General features: G+C 54.6%; 11 protein-coding genes. 6 read left to right on the top strand and 5 right to left on the bottom strand.

The window, feature by feature from the left end; all coding sequences use genetic code 11:
* Positions 1-55: 55 nt before the first annotated feature.
* From LOC67_RS19465 to LOC67_RS19450, 4 genes are all read right to left on the bottom strand, one after another.
* Positions 56-3,118, bottom strand: coding sequence for a M28 family peptidase (locus LOC67_RS19465; RefSeq protein WP_230264402.1), 3,063 nt, complete (start codon positions 3,116-3,118; stop codon positions 56-58).
* Positions 3,119-3,295: 177 nt separating this feature from the next.
* Positions 3,296-3,682, bottom strand: coding sequence for a hypothetical protein (locus LOC67_RS19460; RefSeq protein WP_230264401.1), 387 nt, complete (start codon positions 3,680-3,682; stop codon positions 3,296-3,298).
* Positions 3,683-3,849: 167 nt separating this feature from the next.
* Positions 3,850-6,339, bottom strand: coding sequence for a HEAT repeat domain-containing protein (locus LOC67_RS19455; protein ID WP_230264400.1), 2,490 nt, complete (start codon positions 6,337-6,339; stop codon positions 3,850-3,852).
* 113 nt (positions 6,340-6,452) lie between these two features.
* Complete coding sequence (locus LOC67_RS19450; RefSeq protein WP_230264399.1) at positions 6,453-7,313, bottom strand: hypothetical protein; 861 nt, start codon at positions 7,311-7,313, stop codon at positions 6,453-6,455.
* Between the two features lie 757 nt (positions 7,314-8,070).
* Between LOC67_RS19450 and LOC67_RS19445 the strand changes: the two genes are divergently transcribed.
* Positions 8,071-10,935, top strand: coding sequence for a 2-oxoglutarate dehydrogenase E1 component (locus LOC67_RS19445; protein WP_230264398.1), 2,865 nt, complete (start codon positions 8,071-8,073; stop codon positions 10,933-10,935).
* Between the two features lie 135 nt (positions 10,936-11,070).
* Positions 11,071-11,883, top strand: a complete 813-nt coding sequence (locus LOC67_RS19440; RefSeq protein ID WP_230264397.1) for a sugar phosphate isomerase/epimerase family protein — start codon at positions 11,071-11,073, stop codon at positions 11,881-11,883.
* A gap of 214 nt (positions 11,884-12,097) precedes the next feature.
* Here the strand turns inward: LOC67_RS19440 and LOC67_RS19435 are convergent, their stop codons facing one another.
* Entirely contained in the window at positions 12,098-14,356 is a 2,259-nt protein-coding gene (locus LOC67_RS19435) for a hypothetical protein (protein ID WP_230264396.1), read from the bottom strand.
* Positions 14,357-15,048: 692 nt separating this feature from the next.
* Between LOC67_RS19435 and rpsB the strand changes: the two genes are divergently transcribed.
* From rpsB to LOC67_RS19415, 4 genes are all read left to right on the top strand, one after another.
* Positions 15,049-15,819 (top strand): 30S ribosomal protein S2, encoded by a 771-nt coding sequence (gene rpsB, locus LOC67_RS19430; protein WP_230264395.1) that lies wholly within the window; start codon positions 15,049-15,051, stop codon positions 15,817-15,819.
* Between the two features lie 246 nt (positions 15,820-16,065).
* Entirely contained in the window at positions 16,066-17,040 is a 975-nt protein-coding gene (gene tsf, locus LOC67_RS19425; RefSeq protein WP_230264394.1) for a translation elongation factor Ts, read from the top strand.
* 163 nt (positions 17,041-17,203) lie between these two features.
* Positions 17,204-17,950, top strand: a complete 747-nt coding sequence (gene pyrH, locus LOC67_RS19420) for a UMP kinase (RefSeq protein ID WP_230264393.1) — start codon at positions 17,204-17,206, stop codon at positions 17,948-17,950.
* Positions 17,951-18,177: 227 nt separating this feature from the next.
* On the top strand, positions 18,178-19,701 hold the full coding sequence (locus LOC67_RS19415) for a sulfatase (RefSeq protein ID WP_230264392.1): 1,524 nt from the start codon (positions 18,178-18,180) through the stop codon (positions 19,699-19,701).
* The last annotated feature ends 14 nt before the right edge of the window (positions 19,702-19,715 follow it).

The raw sequence follows: 19,715 nt of genomic DNA, 5'->3' as shown, positions 1-19,715 counted from the left end.
GACAGCGAAGCTCCACTGCGAAAGCAAAGCTTCGCCGCAATGGCGATGTGCATGACTACTCGCGAGCTGCAGGCGTGATCTTGATGCTCAACGTTTTGTCATCACGCTGAACCTTGATCGTTGTCTCTTCCCCAATCTTCAACGCTTCGATCGCGTAGGTGTAGTCGTAGATATCTTCGATCTTGCGACCTGCCAACTCGACGACAATATCGCCGCCTTGCAGACCGGCATCGGCGGCAGGGGTTCCCGGTCGCACACCGCTCAGCTTTTGCCCTTTGATTTTGCCGGCACCGTAGTCTGGAACTGTCCCGAGTGAAGCAGTCAACCTCGCACGCGGGACTTCCTCTTCATCGCGAGGCCCTTCTTCGAGCTTGAACTCCGGTACGGAATCATCTGTCAAAAAGCCTCGCGACAGCAGAGCAAACAACTTCGCCGTGTCAGCGGCACCGTCGTAGTTGAGCTTTTCCTTCGTATCACGTGGAGTGTGATAGTCCTCATGAGCTCCTGTGAAGGCCGAAAGGATTGGCACATCGCGTGACACAAATGCTGACGCGTCGGTAGGCAAACGCGTGCTGGTCTTGTCCAGCGTCAGCGGCAACCCAACAGGCACGTTTCGGCGATTCACCAACGCTTCAAACTTTGGCGACGATCCGATCCCTTGAACGATCAACTTTTCACGCAAGCGACCGACCATATCCAAATTCAAATAAACCGCGACAGCTTTGGTCAGTGGCTTTGCGTTGTTGGTCATCCCATGTGCTTGGGCGATCCGTTCCGCTTCGGGATCAATTTCTGACTTCGGCGCATCTGGAAAAAATTCATCGAACGATTCAACAAATGCCTGCGAACCATACAAGCCCAGTTCCTCACCACTCCAAGCCGCGATCAGCAGATCACGCTGCATCTTTAAGCGACCGGCGTTCTTTTCCGAAGCCAGATACTGGGCGATTTCCAGCATAGCAGCGACACCAGATGCGTTGTCATCGGCGCCTTGGTGAACCTGATCAAGTTCGTCTTCACGCGCGAGCGAATTGCTACCCGCTCCGCGACCGAGGTGATCCACGTGAGCACCGATCGAAACGAAAGGATAAGTCGGTTCATCCTTTGACTCATCAGCGGGCAATCGAGCAATGACGTTGCGACCGACTCCCGTTTTCCTCTCAACCGTGATTGACGTCCCGACACGTTCACCTTCAAGAAGGTAGCCCAACGCCATCTCACCGCCATCGAGTGACGCTTGTTGCTCGGCAAGCTTGCCGTCAGCCTCTGAGAACAATTTTTCCGCCATCTCGTTGGTGATCGAAATGGCCGCGATGCTGACTCCCGATGCTGACGCTGCGGAATCAAATTGGATCAGTTGATTGCGAACTTTACTGGTCGGGCCAGCGACGAAGATGATCCCTTTCGCACCGAGATCACGAGCAAAGGATGCTTTTCGACGCGGCGAACTGTAACGAGCCATTTGCTGCCGACGTTCGGGAGAAATGTCTTGTGGCATATCGCGAAAAACCATCACCCATCGACCGGCAACGTTCAGGTGCACATAGCTGTCATACTCCTGAACTTCATCCGAGCCTGGCACTCGCATTCCATAGCCCGCAAAGACAACTTCGGTGGGCTCAATTTCGATATCTGCGGAAAACGCGAGCGGACGCCAATCGCGATTCAGCTCCGCTTTGGTGTCCCCAATCGATAGCTCATTTCCGTCCGCAATTTCACAACCTGCGGGAAATTCAAATTCATCAAAGAACGTTCCGTCTTGGCCCGCTGGTACAAACCCCAGGCTTTCCAAATAAGCCGCGACGTAAGCGGTCGCCCGTTTCTCCCCTTCGGTTCCGGTCAATCGGCCTTCCAGTTCAGGGCGAGTTAGATAGTCGACGTGTCGAGCCACATCCTGAGGTGAAAAATCGGGCAACGATTCCTCCGCAGCCAACTTCGCTGCTTCCGAAGCGTCTGTTTGATCACCGGATTCGCCGATCCCCAATCGCTTGCGAATCTCGGCATCGTTCCATTTCCCCAAAAAGATCTGCGAACGTTTTTCCGGAGTACGATTGCTTGTCCAAGACAGTTGATTCCCATCCGGCAGGAACACTGGCAACCCGTCAAAGCCATCGGTGTAAGTCACACGCACTGGTTCGCCCTTGCCATCCGCCCGCACGCAATAGAGTTCAAAGTTGCCAAACCCATGGCGATTGGTCGTGAAGATCAGATAGTCGCCACTGGGATGAAAAAATGGCGCCCAACTCATGGCATTGATTTCGGTCAATCGTCGGACGTCCGAACCGTCCCGTTTCATCGTATAGATTTCGGCAGTCAGGCCGTCTTCGGCAAAACGTCGCCAGCAGATGCGTTCGCCATCAGGTGAAAAGAACGGCCCGCCATCGTAGCCTGGAACATCGGTTAGCTGCCGGACGTTCGAACCATCTGCATCCATGATATAGAGGTCGATGAAGTACTGCTGATCATGCTTCAGCAGTTCTGTTTCTCGCTCCGAAAGCTGTTTTTGATAGGCAGCGCGGTTGGATGCGAAAACGATCTGTGTTCCGTCGGGGCTGTAGCTCGCCTCGGCATCATAGCCCCTCGCATTGGACAATCGCTTGTACGATCCGTCGTCGAGACGTTCATAAAGCTCATATTCCGGGTCGTAGTTCCATTCGTAGCGTGGCACATCACCGGTCAGCCGACGCTGCAGCAGGTCTTGTTGCTGGGCGACCGAGGTCGGGTCATGATGTGTACTCGAAAACAATACCCGGTCGCCTTCGGGATGAATCCAAGCACAGGTTGTTCGGCCCTGTCCCGGCGAAACCTTTTCAATGTCACCGGTTGCCAAGTCCATCAAGAAGATTTGATAGAACGGATTGGCTGGATCACGCTCACTTTGGAAGACCATCTTCTGCCCGTCACGACTGAAGTAGCCTTCACCGGCGCGGCGGCCTTCGAACGTGATCTGCCGTGTGGACGAAATCAACTCGGCTTCTTTTTCCGCAGATAGCTCTTGCTCGTCGACAGCCGCAGCGGGATCACTCGTTTGGACGTCTTCTTTACTAGCCGGCTCTTGGGGAATCGCTACCTGTGTGGTGGCGAACAAAAGAACGAGCAGTGATTGATAAATTCGCATCACGTTGTCAACGTTGTTGTAGTTTCATCAAAAGGAATCGTGTGGTTCGCCCGAACGCAAAGGACTTGTTGATCTTCAGCTTTGGCCTTTTCTAAAGTCACCTTCGATTCTGCCAACCCAGCCGGAAAACCGCTACTCCCGCGGATTGAAAGGCGGCAGTCGCAAATCGACTGACCACTAGCCTAAGCCATGCGCCCCGCGCAGCTCGATCAAATCCTCGGCCCATTCGCGATACAGTTTGCGTCGCTGCAAAGACGACTCGAATGCCCGAACCACCAGTATTTTGTGCCGAATGTCGTCCTTCACCAACCCGTAGAGCTGATGATACACCGGTTCCGGTTCCGGACCATCAGAAGCCGGTAGCTCGACACGCGCCACCGCTTCGAACCGATAGATCTGAAGCCAACCGGGGCGCTGGACCGCGACCAATCGCACATTTTGTAGCTTCATGGAGCTACCGAAGTATCCGTTGCTGTTGAGATACTTGCGGATCGCCAACTCCATCTCACGATCACCGGTCCAATTGTTCCATAAATCGGCGAAGTATTTTAGCAAAGCACGCATTCACGTTCGACATTATCGGAGCAAAGTGGTTGTTAAACGCCTCGTCGCTGAGCAGCCTGATGACTTTGTTTTGCACCTTCTCCTCCGCATGATCCTGGGGACGGAACGCTACCTTCACGGAGTGAAGGGCGACAATCAAAATCTGCTGGCTGCAAAACCTGTCATGTTTACTGCCCGGCATCCGACTCCAGTTTGGCCCGAAGCTCATCATAGGCCACTTTGAACTGCGGGTTTTCGGGATCAAGATCGACAGCTTTTTTCAATTGTTCCAACGACTTGTCGAGTTGCCCATCCAGATAAAGAGCCAAACCGTACTGAAATTGGATCGGTGCCAATTCCGGAGCCAGTTCCGCATCGCGAGCCAAAAGCCCCAAATTCTGTTTCCTAAGTTTAGCTGCTGCGGCAAGGTATTTTTCGCGCTCGGCTGGATTAACGCTCTCAGCGATTCGCTCATAAAGCGATGCCAGATTTGCATGCGGACCGGTCGTCCTCGGCTCGACACGAATGGCATCTTGATACGCATTGATCGCATCCGGAATTCGCCCCAATCGTTCGCAAATGATCCCCCAGCCAAGGTGGGCTCCCGAACGGTCCGATGAAACCATCAACTCGTCGTGAACTTCATCCAAAGCGGTATTTAACTTGGCACGTTGAGCAGCTGACAAACGCGATAGCTCTTGTGAATGCACCAAACTTTGGGCAGCCGTCGAGCGCACCAAACGCGATGGATCGTCGAGCAACTTGACAAGCTGTTCGCGAGTTTGGGTCGAACCGGTCGAAGGCAGAATGGATGCGGCACTGGAACGAACCATTGGGTGTTCATCTTGGTCATTCAAAATTGAATTGACCAAGTTGGGCAGCCCCATCACACGCCGCCGGGCGAGCTCTTCCAAAAGTGTCGCACGCGCGATTGCCGGAGCCCGGTGGTCGTCATAAGAGAGAAACTCCGCTGCGCGTTCAATGCCTTCGGGATCACCTTGGCGGAGCGGCACAAGAGCTTCTGCGAAATGCGGCTCCTTTTTGCGTTCTGCTCCATACCATTGGTCACACGCAGCGTCGCACCACTGATCCGTCTCTTTGATCAACTGTCGAATCGATTCACCATCATTCCCAATCGGCATCTCGGGAGTCTCTTCGGCAACCCGAAGCCACCGTGCATAGTCATAGGCTTCGAATCGGCTCTTCTGCTCCGGTGCCAAGTTTTTCAGCTGGTCCTGAACGTGACAGCGACTGCAAGCGTTGGGCGTCCCCAATGAGACCGACAAATCCGGGCGAGGCACTCGAATGCTGTGGTCACGCCGTGGGTCGACTTCCATATAAGTCGTCTCGGGCATATGACAATTCACGCACTTTGCACCTTCGGATCCTGGTGCGTGCTGATGGTGCGAAACAACATCGTACTTTCCGGCAGGGTGCTGATGGCACGACGTACAGGTCTGATTGCCTGGGTGTTTAAGCTTTAGTGAGTGTGGATCATGACAGTCGGTACAACGAATGCTCTTGTGGTACATCTTGCTTTGGATGAACGAACCATAAACATAGTCTTCATCTTTGATTTGACCGTCGCCGTGGTACGTCAACTCACCAAGCGTCTCTAATCGATAGTGATCACAGTAATTCGGACCACCGGTCCCACTGTCATCCATCACACCACGCCGACTGTGGCATGGGGCACATGTCTGCAGCTGCGGTTCGGGATCGTCACCCTTGAGCTGATTGACAAGACCGTAACCATAGCGTCGATCCCAGAACATGGATTTCTTGTTCGCTAGCTCAACGTGCAAAGACGCCGGTCCGTGACATGCCTCGCAGCTGACATCGATCTCGGAAAAAGTTGTGTGATAAGTCACCGTTTTCGGATCGAAATTGGTTTGCAAATTCGTCGAGTGACATTCCGCACACATCGTTTGCCAACGTTGTGCGATTCCGGTCCAGTGCAAAGGGTCGTCCGCGGCAAGTTTGTCGCTCACATCTGGCGGTCGCAGATAAAACCAGCGTTTATCGCGACTGTCCCAGGAAATACGCAGCACTTGCAGTCGCCCGACTTCGCACGTCGCAGGCTCGGCTTGATCAGGGCCAGAATTCGAATCGGCACTTTCAGACGATTTTCCTTTGTCCGGCGACGGCTTGTCATCATCAAATTCGACCATGTACTGCTGCAGTGGATAGACCCCAAAGACATACTTGACTTCGAAGTCGTGCATCTGGCCGTCTTCGCCATCGGTATGCACCATAAAACGCTTGCCGTCTCGGTACATTCGATTTTGCAGCCCATCGTGCTCGAACGTGACATCATTGAAGTCACCCAAAACCGTTTCATCGGTCGCCAAATCCATGGCTTTATCGTGATCGGATCCGATGAAGGCTTTGGTTTCCGCTTGATGGCAATCCACGCAAGCTTGACGTCCAACGAAAGTGGGCGTGATCCCTTCCGGCATCGCGGAGAAGTAATCTGCAAACACCCCTCCCGCGGCTAGCAACACGATTACCGAGGCGAATAAAAGCCAGCGCGGGCGTTTCACATTCGCACGTGCTCCGTCATTGGCGATGGTATCGGTCGATGGCGGAACGCCTTGATCCGCATCCGACGAAGCACTCGGCGATTTCTTCGCGTCCAGTGGACGAACAGACTGTTTCTTGTGACGACGTGCGGACAATGAATCGAAGCGACCGTGGTCGCGTGATGGTTTGAAGGTAAGGGGGAAGGTTCAGGGAGGGATGACAACGAAGCAATCAGCTCGCTCTCGGTTTATTCCCCCTCCGTCGGACATCATCGGTTGCGATGCTCTGGAGCATTGCCTGATCCGGTGGCAGTCGCCTGATCCAAAGTTTGCTTCACAGGAATTTCGGCTGGCTGGTTCGCCGGTGACGATTCGGCCGGCTTCAACGCTTCATTCAATAACCTTGCTGCCTCCGAACGCATTTGACGAATCAACTGATCCCGCGAATCACCGCCTGCACCAGTTTGCTCCAACAATCGGCTCGACCTCAACAATGACTCCGCAGCGCGCATTTGACGCGATGACTGATCACGCCGACTTGAACTTGGATCGGACTGGGACGTTTCCGGTTGGTCCTCTCGAAGCATCTCTTCAAGCGTCGACCCGGCTAGCACGCTTTTTTGCCCGCGGATGACATTGATGACGTCCCCCAGCATTGGGTTATTAATCGGCCCGACATCGTTCGGAGAATCCAGTGCTCGACGAATCGCTTCCTCGATCGCAGGGTTGTCCTGAATATCAGCCGAAGGCGGTGTCACGCCCTGGGGCATTGTAATCGCGGTCCCCAGCGGCGTCTTCTCGATCGTCAGCGGCTCAAAAGCTGGCGTTCTGGCATCGGGCGTTTCTTTTGCCAGCCCCGTGTCAGTCGTAGCCGTCCCGACTGGCGTGCGTGCTTGACCATTGGAAAGCTGTGCCCAGCGTTGATTGGCCCAGTGTTGATTTACCCAGCGTTGATTGGCCGGCTGGGCAGCATTCTGGGTCGGTCTTGTTTGGGCAGGTTTTGTCTGGATAGGGGCGTCATCGCTGGAAATCGCCGCACTGCCAATCGCCGCAGTTACGGCGAGTCCCATCACCCCGGCAACAATCAACTTTGACCGAGATCGAGACAGCTGCCTTTGATTGCGTTTCATTACCTGCACTTTTCACCTCCATGATCGTCATAATTCGCCTCTGGCATACCGAACCGTTCAAAGAGCGTTCGGTGCGATGCCGTGAATGCACCGCTAGGATAGCGTTTACGCAGCCGATCAGCCAACAAGAGTTATCGTGGCGGGCCGGCACTAGGAAAGCGGGTTGCGTTGTCGTTGGTCAAAAAGTGATCAGCGAATGATCAATCGAGTGCTTCGTTCCATAAGAAAATACGGGTTCGGGTCATCAGCCGACGGGCGTTAGCCCCGGTTACTGCACTGAAACCGTGGCTAAAGCCATACGGCTAATCCTAAAATCGAGTTGGAACGAAGCACTCGTGTGACTGACCAGCCAAATCGCCCGTGCAAGCACCGACCGGGCTTTGCGTTTGGCGAATTGCAGAGGATTCGAGCAAAGTCTGTCTGCATTAACTCAAATACGCTTCGCTGATCGCCGAAACGCTGAGGGCGGTCCCTGATATCGAACTGGGAATCCGCACAAACTGAAACGAAAAAACCAGTTTGGGAATTTTGCAGAAAACGAACTGCGGGGCGTCTGGCTGTAGGTGACGATTAAACGAAGGAATTCTAGACTGACAAAAGTAGCGGCAGGACAATTGGGAGTGTCGCTATCGCGTCGGCCAATTCGCCTTCATCGGCCTGCGACAACGTCGCGATTCGCTCCGTCAATTAAGAAGTACACTCGTCGGCACAACCTTCCCAATGTGGTCGACGACATTCGCAATCGGCATCGGTTGATATGAATACGTTTAGCTTGGACTACATCGATGAACTGTATGTCCAATATGTCCAGGATTCCGAAAGTGTCCCGGAGACCTGGCGGCAATATTTCGAACAATTCATGGTTGTCTCGCCTGGCAAAGGCAGCGCCGCGAAGACCGCATCAAGTTCGGGCGGCGCCAGTTTGGCAAAGTCCTCCGGCAATGGCCAGCAGACCGCCGTTGCCGAAGCACCTGCACCACCCTCGATTGGCGCCGCGATCGCTCGCGCAGCCAAGGGATCAACCGGTGACGAAGCGACCGACCAAGCCCTTTGGATGTCGCGGATGCAGGACCGGGTCAACCAATTGGTGCGTGAGTATCGTGTGCGAGGACACCTCCGCGCTCAGCTGGACCCACTGGGGATTGATCGCTCGATGCCACCAGAGCTGAGCCCGACACGCTATGGGCTTAGCAAAACCGACTTGCAGCGGCGGCTCGATTCCTCGGCGGTCGAGCATGTCAAAGGCGACACACTGGACGCCATCCTTACAAAACTGCAGAACACCTACTGCCGTTCCATCGGTGCGCAGTTCATGCATATCGACAATCGCAACATTCGCGATTGGCTGCAGCAACGGATGGAAAGCACCGAAAATCGGCTTGAACTGTCACGCCAGGTCCAGCGCCGGATCTATGCCCGACTGGCCGATGCGTCGATTTTCGAAGAATTCGTCCGCCGCAAATTCGTTGGTGCCAAGACGTTTTCGCTCGAAGGCGCCGAAACACTGATCCCGATGATCGACTTGGCCCTGGAAAAGGCCGGCGAACACGGCGTCAAAGAAGTCGTGATGGGAATGGCCCACCGCGGACGCTTGAACGTGATGGCAAACATCATGAAGAAGCGTGCAATGAATATTTTCTGGTCATTTGATGATCCAAATCCAGAGATGAACCGTGGTGGCGGTGACGTTCGCTATCACTTGGGTTACAGCAGTGACTGGAAAACCGCCAGCGGAGACCGGTTGCACATCTCGCTGTGCTTTAACCCCAGCCACTTGGAATTCGTCAACACCGTGGCGATGGGACGAGCCCGTTGCAAACAAGACCATCGCGGTGACAAAAACCGTCGTGAAGTCATGACGATGCTGATTCACGGCGACGCCGCATTCGCGGGCGAAGGCATCGTGCAAGAAACCCTGAACCTCAGCCAACTTAATGGCTACCGCGTCGGCGGAACCTTGCACATCGTGATCAACAACCAAGTCGGCTTCACCACCGAACCGGAGTGCGGTCGCAGCACAACCTATGCGACCGACATCGCACGGATGCTGCAAATCCCGATTTTCCACGTCAACGGTGAAGACCCCGAGGCCGTTGCCCAGGTTGTGTCACTGGCGATGGATTTCCGCAACGAATTCCAACGCGATGTGGTGATCGACCTATACGCCTACCGCCGCTGGGGACACAACGAAGGCGACGAGCCGCGATTTACTCAGCCACGGATGTACGCGACGATCGACCAACGTCCCAGCGTTCGCGAACAGTACCTCAACAGTCTTAAAACGCTCGGCAAGATCACAGATGCCGATGCAGAAGAGATCCAAAAGAAACGAACCGAAAAACTCGAATCGGAATTTGAAGCCAGCCAGCACGAACCCTTCGTTCCAGATACACAAACCCTGGCCGCTGGCTGGGCCGAATACTTCGGTGGCCCCGAACCCGTCGAACCGACAGACACCACCGTTGATGAAGAAAAACTCGGCGAACTTGTCGACGAGATCACTCGCCTGCCCGATGAGTTCGCGCCGCACAAGAAACTGAAGCGACTGATCGCCAACCGCCGGAAGATGTCAAAAGGCGAATTGCCCTTCGACTGGGCGACGGCTGAATTGGCCGCGTTTGCAACATTGATGTCCGGCGGACATTCCGTTCGCCTGACCGGACAAGACTGTCAACGCGGAACGTTTTCACAACGACATGCGGTTCAGCATGATGTTAAAACCGGCGAGACCTTCATGCCGTTGACTTCGCTGGCCAACGATGACGTCAGTATCGAAATCCACAACAGCCCGCTCAGCGAAGCTGGTGTCCTAGGATTCGAATACGGCTACTCACTTGATGCACCCAACGACCTCGTCATGTGGGAAGCGCAGTTCGGTGACTTCTGGAATTGTGCTCAGGTGATTGTTGACCAGTTTATCGCCAGCGCCGAAGACAAATGGAATCGGCTCAGCGGATTGGTCATGCTGTTGCCACACGGTTTCGAAGGCCAAGGCCCCGAACACTGCAGCGCTCGTGTTGAACGTTTCTTGGCCATGAGCGCTGAACACAACATCCAAGTCTGCCAACCGACAACTCCGGCGCAATACTTTCACTTGCTGCGTCGACAGGTCATTCGCAAATGGCGCAAGCCTCTTGTTGTCCTCACCCCAAAGAGCCTGCTGCGTCACCCCGAAGTGATTAGCCAACGTGCCGAAATCGCCAACGGAAGCTTCAAGAAACTGCTAGCCGATCCGAACGTCGCTGTTAAAGACGCCAAACGTGTGATCCTTTGCACCGGAAAGATCTACTACGACCTGAAGAAGCATCGCGAAGAACTCGGTCGTGAAGATGTTTCGATGATCCGACTAGAACAGCTTTATCCGCTTTCCAGCGAAGAGCTGATCAGCGCACTCGATGGCGCACCTCGCGACGCAGAACTGTTCTTCGTTCAAGACGAACCGCTTAACATGGGTTCGTGGCCCTACGTGAAACTAAACTTCGGCGATGACCTTTCCGCAGCAGGCTGGCAGCTCAAACCAGTCACACGTGCGGAATCGGCTAGCCCGAGCACCGGCAGTATGGCTGCACACGTCTTGGAACAACGTGAACTGATCGAAGCCGCTTTCGAAGATCTCGCTTAGACTTTTGAAAAAAGTGTTTTGCCATCAAAGGGTTCGCGCATCGCTGGATTCGAAGATCTATTACAATCGCTCGTGGCACTAGCCGCTTGAGCGATTCCGCCAAGCGGGGATCACTACCTGATTGGTCAAACACGGATGAACAAGTTATCTGTCAGCCAAATATCAACCCTGCGTTGGGATTTGGAAGCAGACGTCCACGCGTACTTCGAGCGTGGCTTTACCGGCATCGGTTTGTATCGTCCGAAGGTCGAAGACTACGGAATCGAACGGACAGCCGAGCTGCTTGCCGAACACTCCATGACCGCGACTTCTTTATCGTGGGCAGGGGGTTTCACCGGAAGCGATGGCCGATCCTTTGAGGACTCCGTTTCCGACGGAATCGCAGCCGTGATGCAGGCAGCCGAACTCGGTGCCGAATCACTGATCATTCTCGCTGGTGGTAAAAACAATCACATCAGCACTCACTTGCGACGTGTATTGTGCCAAGCCTTAAGGCGGATCACTGCGGTCGCATCCGAACACGGTGTTAAAGTCGCTATCGAACCGATGCACCCAGGATGTGGTGACGAATGGTCTTTCATCAACGAGCTTGATGCGACCATGGACATCATTGATCGCGTCAACAATCGGTCGCTTGGCATAGTCTTTGACACCTACCATCTGGGCATGGAAGACGATGCACTTCAGCTATTTAGTGAAGTCGCACCTTACATCCAACTCGTCCAACTGGGCGACGGCCGTCACAGCCCTCTGGGTGAAATGAATCGCTGCCTTCTCGGCGATGGGCGAGTTCCGATCATGGATCTGATGGACCTGCTGGTCCGCTACAGCTATCAAGGCGCACTCGAAGTTGAACTGATCGGTGAAGACGTCGAACACATCGGCTACGACGACGTCTTAGATCACACCCGACAGTACCTCAGCCAAATGCTCCCGCTACGCTGCTAAAAAGATTGCCGGCGTAACAGCTGGCATAGCTTGCCTTAGCCCCCAACGTCAACGCAGACGGAAACGCTCGCGCGTCTCGTTGCGGAGTAATTGCGAGCGGATACGTGAAAGCATTCACGCTCTACAAAAACAAGGCACGACAGAATGCGTGCCTTGATCTGCAGTTCGGCGACTGCCACCTACATCTCTGAAAACAATCGCCTGACTGAACTGATTAGCGGCGAATGACTTCGTCGACCAGAAAGTGTGGCGTACTCATCCCCTCGAGCAACTTTTGCTGACCCTTCACAGCAACTCGGCTATTGAGGTGAGTTCGCAAATTGATCCCCGGAAACGGTGTGACGTAAGCAGTTGTGACGCCTGTTTCATCAGTCAGTGCGTATGGCGGACTGTTGGGACGCGAAGAATAAACTTGCACCAAATACCCCGTCGCATTCTCACGAACTGGCTTAGGATCTTCGACAGGAACAACCTTTGCGGGAACCTGCGTCTGTAGTGGCATCTCAACTGTCGCTGAAGCAGGGGCAACAGCCTGCGAAGCGGTGGTAATGGACTGCGACGCAGGGGCGTGGGACTGCGAAGCGGTTAAAACCGGTTCACTGCGAACTCCAACACCGTTGCCTCGCACCAAAGTCGGACCGTCACGACGCGCGGCAATGTAGCGGTACTCCCTAGCCCGCGACAGCAATTCGCGAGTTCGATTCGCATCCGCAATGACGCCGGTTCGAAGCAGGTCTTCCGCACGACGGATCAACGGATCCATCTCGTCCGCACTGGCGCTCTCGGCAATCAGCTTTGAAAGCCAACGGTCTACATTTCCAACATCCGCCGTTACCATCGCGTCAGCAATACGTGCGATCTGTTCAACCGAAACCTCTCGACGCTTCGCAGTTTCTGCCGCACTGGCCTGAGCAACGCGACTGGCCTGCGCGACATGATTTGCTGGGCTTACCTGCGGCTCACCTAAACGACTCCCGATCTGACTGAGCGCGTTTCCGCCTACCGGAGCCGCGGTAGCAATAGGTGAAGTATTGTAAGAAGCGATCGCACCAAGTGATTGCGGCGGCATCAAGTTTGGCTGAACCGGAGATTGCCTTCCTGGACCGACAGACCACTGCTGATCAAAGCTAGCCTGCGCGGCCATCGCGTTCTGGTCGCGAGTATCGATCTGAACGATCCGAGGTGGACTGATAAAGTTGGCGACGACCTCAGAAACCTTTTTAAACGGACTGGCGATCGCGGATGCCGCCGCAGCAGCACCGTTAGCCGGAGGTGCCGAAATCGCATCCTCGGACAAGACCGACGATGCATCCAAGTCGCCTGCCAAACGATCAAAACTATCGCCTGCGGCATCTGCCAACGCAGCATCTTCCGATCCCCAGTCACGACGAAGGCCACTGCCGATCACCGCGCCACGGTCTTCAAATTCTTCAACGTCTACACCGCGGTGAAACTGAATGGCTCGATCCTGAACGACGGCTCGAGGTGTTTGCCGAATCGGTTGCAATTGTGGAACGTTATTGACGACCCTTAAGCCCGGATCGGCCGAACGAGGCTCCGCTGACTTCGATGCATTGACATCGGCCTCCGCGACTCGCTGAGTTGTTGACGATTCAGCAACAGACTCTGATGCAACTCTCTGCACAGCAGGGGACGCTTTGACCTCTTGCGGCTTCGCAGCGGCGATGGGACGAACCGGCTGAAGCGTCTTGCCAACCGAATTAGCGGGCTTCGCTTGCGTTTTTGCAGAAGCCAACTTCGCCGAAGCAGCGTTTTTGGCGATCACCGCCGCCAATGCTTCAGCGGAATCGACAACCTGATCCCGGTGCACCCAGCGGAATTCGCCCGAGGGTGGGACGATACGCATCCATTTCTTTTCTGCGGCTCCATCTTGTCGGGTTGCGACATCGATCACGGCAACCTCTTCGCCAGATTGCAGCTGCACCTGCCAACGATAGCGACGCGCCTGTCCCAAATTGGTTCCGATCCAAGCGATCGTCTTGTCCTCTAGGACAGTGGCGACCTCACCATTGCTGTCCAACCGGACGGAGTCGCCTGAAACCCAGCAGAAACTGTCTTCTGTTGGCCGAATCCCCAGCCAACCGTCCTCGGTTTCGACATAGACCTCAAGCTCTTGTCCGACGCGAAGCTCATCAGTCCGATAGTGCTTTTCGCCTGGGCCGCATCGTGTATACGCTTTTTGATCAGCAACAAAGACGACATACGGTTCTCCCGCCGCCTCGGAACTGGTGTCCGCGGCAGCCTGACTGCTGTCCACGGGAGCCTGACCAGCAGAAGCGACAATGGGATCAGTCAACGGCTGTGCGGCATTTGCATTCGATGCGATAGCGCCGACGAAAACCGCAGCCGAAGAAGCCACCAGCCCTACCGAAAACAACTTCGCAATTTGTTTCCTTAGGAGTGTACGTTTAGCTTGGTGTGAAACGCTGCGATTCGGTGCGAAGACATCCATGTCTGCTTATCCGTCTAATTTGATTCGTTTGAAGCCGATTCCAGAGCTGCGGTCGGTCACATTAGGGAACCAGCCACCGCGGACCTGTCACTGAAGCGTCAAGTTTGCCCGTTGCGAAATGCCTAAAAGCTGGCATCCATACTCGACATAGCGAAGTCGGCGGGTGCATGGCAAGACAGAACGATGTTTTCGCCCCTGTCGGAGCTGCTATTTGAATGCCCCCGCCCCCTCAATGGAGATGCCAGTGGATTATTCAGGCCAGACTCGATGATCAACCATCCCAGGTTGCGCAGAGACTCAAATATCGGTCATTTTTAGGCTAGAACACCGATCGACAGCAAAAGTGCCTACACCAGCAGCGGGTGCAATGCCGGAAAACGATCGATTCAGGAGGACAAACGCTGATCGGCGTCCGATATCCGTACCTGCGAAGCAAATTTGATGCCTTGTCGAATCGAATTCCTTTCGCTAACTTCTGACCCCCTCACCTGCAAATGCGGGTGAAATGTTTTTTAACCCCCAAACCGTCAGCTTTGATGGGACGAAGGGCCCCGCTATTTGCGGGGGCACCTGCAGCGTTCGCTGCCTTCGGTGCCAGCCCCTGGGAACAGCCGTGTTGGAAACTGTCGTTTCCGTTTGCGTCACTGTTTCGTGCGAGCCTTGGCTGATCACAGAACGGAGAAAATCTGTCGATGTCGAATCCAATTGTTCAGGAAATGATTGAAGCTGGTGTTCACTTCGGACACCGCACCAGTCTCTGGAACCCGAAGATGAAGCCATACATCTTCGGTAGCAAAAACCAAATTCACATCTTGGACATCCGCGAAACCCTTCGCGGCATGTTGCGAGCAAAGAAATACCTCGGCCAAGTTGCTTCTGGCGGATCGTTGATCTTGTTCGTCGGCACCAAGCGTCAAGCCGGCGAAGCGATCGAAGAACAAGCATCACGCTGCGGCATGCCATTTGTCAGCGAACGCTGGCTTGGTGGTACGCTGACAAACTTCCGCACCATTCGTAGCCGACTGGGCCGTTTGGAAGAGCTGGAGCAAATCCGCAACAGCGACGCGATCAACGGCTACAGCAAGAAGATGCAGTCGGCCCTGAATCGTGAATATCGCAAGATGTATCGCAACCTGAACGGCTTGCGAACCATGAACCGCTTGCCCGAATGCTTATTCATCGTTGACCCAGGCAAAGAACGCAACGCCGTTCGCGAAGCAAAACGCCTCGGCATCACCACCGTTGGCCTGATCGACACCGACAGTGATCCTTCGCTGATCGACCTGCCGATCCCAGGTAACGACGACGGTATTCGCAGCATCGAATTGATCCTGAAGCAACTCTCCGAAGCTGTCATCAAGGGACGCGGAATGACCGAAGTTCCTGGTGCAAACGATTCCGCACCTGCAGCTGAAGCCCCAGCGGCCGAACCTGCTGCTGAAGCCGCCGCTCCTGAAGCGTAAGCTCTAACGATCGATGCGGCACCTGAAACCACGGTGCCGCGCCAGACACGAACGAAATCCGCTGAGCGTCAGAACTTCAAAACCCTGACGCTTTGTTTTTAAGAGAGCCCCTGTCAATCGAATCGGCCATTCGCATTGGCCCACCGACAGCGGGACCGTCACCGTTAAATCATCTGCCAGCGATCACATGACCGCCGGCAACACTTCACATAAGACAACTCAGATTTAGACGTATCGGAGGCAGCCATGGCGATCTCAGCCAAAGACGTTAGCGAACTTAGAAAGTCCACCGGCGCAGGCATGATGGACTGCAAAAAAGCACTCGAAGAGTCCGGCGGCGACCTGGAAGGTGCACTGGATTACTTGCGCAAGAAAGGTCAAAAAGTCGCTGCAAAGCGTGCTGACCGCGAAGCAAACGAAGGCGTTGTCGTCGCAGTCGCCGAGGGCGACAAAGGCGTCCTGCTGGCACTGAGCTGCGAAACCGACTTCGTTGCCAAAAACGAAGACCACCTCAAGCTTGCCGAACAACTCGCCCAAGCGGCCCTTGCAAAAGGCCTGAAGACCAAAGAAGAAGTCGCCGCAATGGAATTCGAAGGCAGCACTGTTGCCGAGAAACTGGTCGAACGCACCGGTACCGTTGGCGAGAAAATCGAAGTCGCGGACTTCCAAGTTGTCGAAGGCGACCAACTCGCTTCTTACATCCACGCCGGCAGCAAGATCGGTGTCCTTGTTTCCTACAAGGACGGCGGCAAAGACGAGGCGGCACAGTTTTTCCGCAGCGTTGCAATGCACATCGCAGCGATGAGCCCTTCAATCTTGACCCCAGACGAGTTCGATGCCGAATACGTCGCCAAAGAAGCCGAATCGCTTCAAGGACAAATCAAGATCGAAAACGAAGACCGCGAACGCCTTGGCAAACCACTCAAGAACGTCCCTCAGTACGCTAGCCGCAAACAACTGACCCCAGAAGTTTTGGCTGCCGCAGAAGAAGCAATCAAGGCTGAACTAAAGGCTGAAGGCAAACCAGAAAAGATCTGGGACAAGATCGTTCCCGGAAAAATGGAACGCTTCGTCGCCGACAACACCTTGTTGGACCAAGAGAAGTGCTTGCTAAGCCAGTTCTACGCTCTTGATGACACCAAGACAGTCGAAGCCGCAATCGCAGAATTCAGCGACGGCGCCGAAGTTGTCGCGTTCAAGCGAGTTTCCGTTGGTGGCTAAGCCACGCAGTGGTGCCGCCGGACGGTGTTAAAACCGTCCAAACTCTCCCATCCAAGAAACCTCGTTCGTCCCCTGCGGATGAACGAGGTTTTTTCGTATGCTCTTGAAACCTTGCCACGGTCACCCAAGACCATCACTGCTTCCCCACAGATCCTGCACCGTCATGCCCGAATCAAACGACAGCAACCTTCGCTACAAACGAGTGATCCTCAAACTCAGCGGGGAAAGCCTCGCCGATTCCGGGGGGCGAGGGATCAGCAGCAAAGAAATGGGTGAGATCGCAAACCAAATTAAACAGGCTCACGAAAGCGGCTGCCAAATTGCGATCGTCGTTGGCGGAGGCAACATCCTTCGTGGTGCGCAATTCTCTGGTACCAACGCGTTGGTCCAAGAAGCCACCGCACACTATATGGGTATGCTCGCGACAGTGATCAATTCACTCGCAATGCAAGATGCGATTGAGAAAACAGGCCTGTCGACACGCGTGATGTCTGCAGTCCCGATGGACAAGATTGCTGAAACATTCATCCGCCGCCGTGCGATCAGACATCTAGAAAAGGGGCGTGTGATCATATTGGCCGCAGGAATTGGCAACCCATTCGTGACCACCGATACCGCTGCCGCACAGCGCGCGCTAGAGATCGATGCCGACGTTGTCTTGAAAGCCACCCGTGTTGACGGCGTCTATAGCGACGACCCTGAAAAGAATCCACACGCAGTGCTTTACGACTCCCTGACATTCCGAGACGTTAGCGAGAAACAACTGCGTGTGATGGACGCCACCGCAATCGCACTTTGCGCCGAGCACAACAAGCCCATCCTGGTATTCAACTTCAAACAATCCGGCAGCATTGTCCGTGCGGTTAACGGTGAAACCGTCGGCACTTGGATCGGCGCCGAAGGTCGCTAATACGCCAAAGGCAGCACCTTTCGACGACCAAGATTCGCCAAGCTTGGTCTCAACAGCGAGGTGCAGGCTGCTCCATTCGCTTGGTGCCAGTTCTGCATCGACTGTCGGCCCAGCGTATGACCGGCCATGTACTTAAGTTGGCGCAGTGGATTGAGTGTAGGCTATAGGAGTGCCGCGAATCAATTTCGCGACATTCCTCCATCGCCCCACCAAACCCCACCTTTCTTATGCCGATCCGATTTGCCACCGCAATCTTTATCGCACTCATCGGCTTTGCCCTTCGAAGCCAAGCGGCAGAGCGAAATGTCATCTTCATCATCACCGACGACGAAAGCCCCACGCTCGGCTGCTACGGTGACCTAGCAGCCAAGACGCCCGCGATCGATGCGATTGCAAAGGACGGCGTCGTGTTCGACCGAGCATTCGCGACGACAGCTTCGTGCAGTGCCAGCCGAAGCGTCGTCATGAGCGGGCTTCACAATCATCGCAACGGCCAGTTCGGGCACGAACATGCCTATCACAAGTTCACAACGTTCCAGGATGTTGTCGGACTGGCGCTGCCCCGAGTGATGCAGCGTGCAGGGTACCGAACGGGGCACATTGGCAAGTACCACGTCGCTCCGGAAACCGTCTATCACTTCGAGACCTACCTGAAGGGCAATGGTCGCAATGCAGTCGAAATGGCCGACAAGTGCCAAGACTTCATCATCGACCGCGACGACGACCGCCCGTTCTTCTTGTACTTTGGCACTTCCGATCCACACCGTGGTGGCGGAACAGACCAAACAAGCGAATCCAAATTCAAACCGAACCTGTTCGGAAACAAGCCCAACAAAGGCTCCTTCCCAGGCGTCGACGAGACATTCTTTGATCCCAACGAAGTGACCGTTCCGCCGTTCCTTCCTGACACGACTGAAACACGGGAAGAACTCGCGCAGTACTACCAATCATGCTCGCGTGTCGACGCGGGGGTTGCACGCTTGGTCAAGATCCTAAAGGAAGCAGACCTCTACGATAAAACTCTGATCGTCTTCACTAGCGATCATGGAATGGCATTCGCCGGAGGAAAAACGACGGTTTACGAAGGCGGCCTTCACGTTCCGATGGTGGTGCGTGATCCCTATCAGCCAGAACGCGGTTTCAAAAGCCAAGCCTTAATTAGCCACATCGATATCACACCGACCCTGCTGGACTTTGCGGGTGGCCTGGATCAAAAAGCCAACGCACCCAAAAAGATGCAAAAGGTCAATCAGTTTTGGAAGGAAAACGAAGCTGCAGCGGTGAGCAATCGCAACGGAGGCAAGCCATTCAACAGCTACCATGGCAAATCATGGCTCGGATGCTTGAGCGATCCCGATCAAACTCACCACGACGTGATCATGGCATCGCACACGTTTCACGAAATCCAAATGTATTACCCGATGCGAGTCGTTCGCGATGACAAGTACAAGCTGATTTGGAACATCGCCCACCCGTTGCCCTACCCATTCGCGTCCGACCTTTGGGCAGCGAGCAGCTGGCAAGCCCAACTGGCCAAAGGAAACGACGCACCATACGGACAAATGACGGTCGGCAGCTACGTGCAACGACCCGAATTTGAATTGTTCGATATGCAAACGGATCCGAACGAGTCGACCAACCTTGCCGACAGCCCCGGACATGCAGATGTTCTGGAGACGTACAAGAAGAAGCTAAAAGAGCTACAAAAGCAGTACCAGGATCCTTGGATCATGAAGTGGGATTACGAGTGATCGATGGCCGGCAG

This window comes from Stieleria sp. JC731, from assembly GCF_020966635.1.
In the GTDB taxonomy this organism is placed as follows: Bacteria; Planctomycetota; Planctomycetia; order Pirellulales; family Pirellulaceae; genus Stieleria.
Note: the sequence above shows the minus strand (reverse complement) of the source record. Positions and strands in the feature narration are given on the sequence as shown.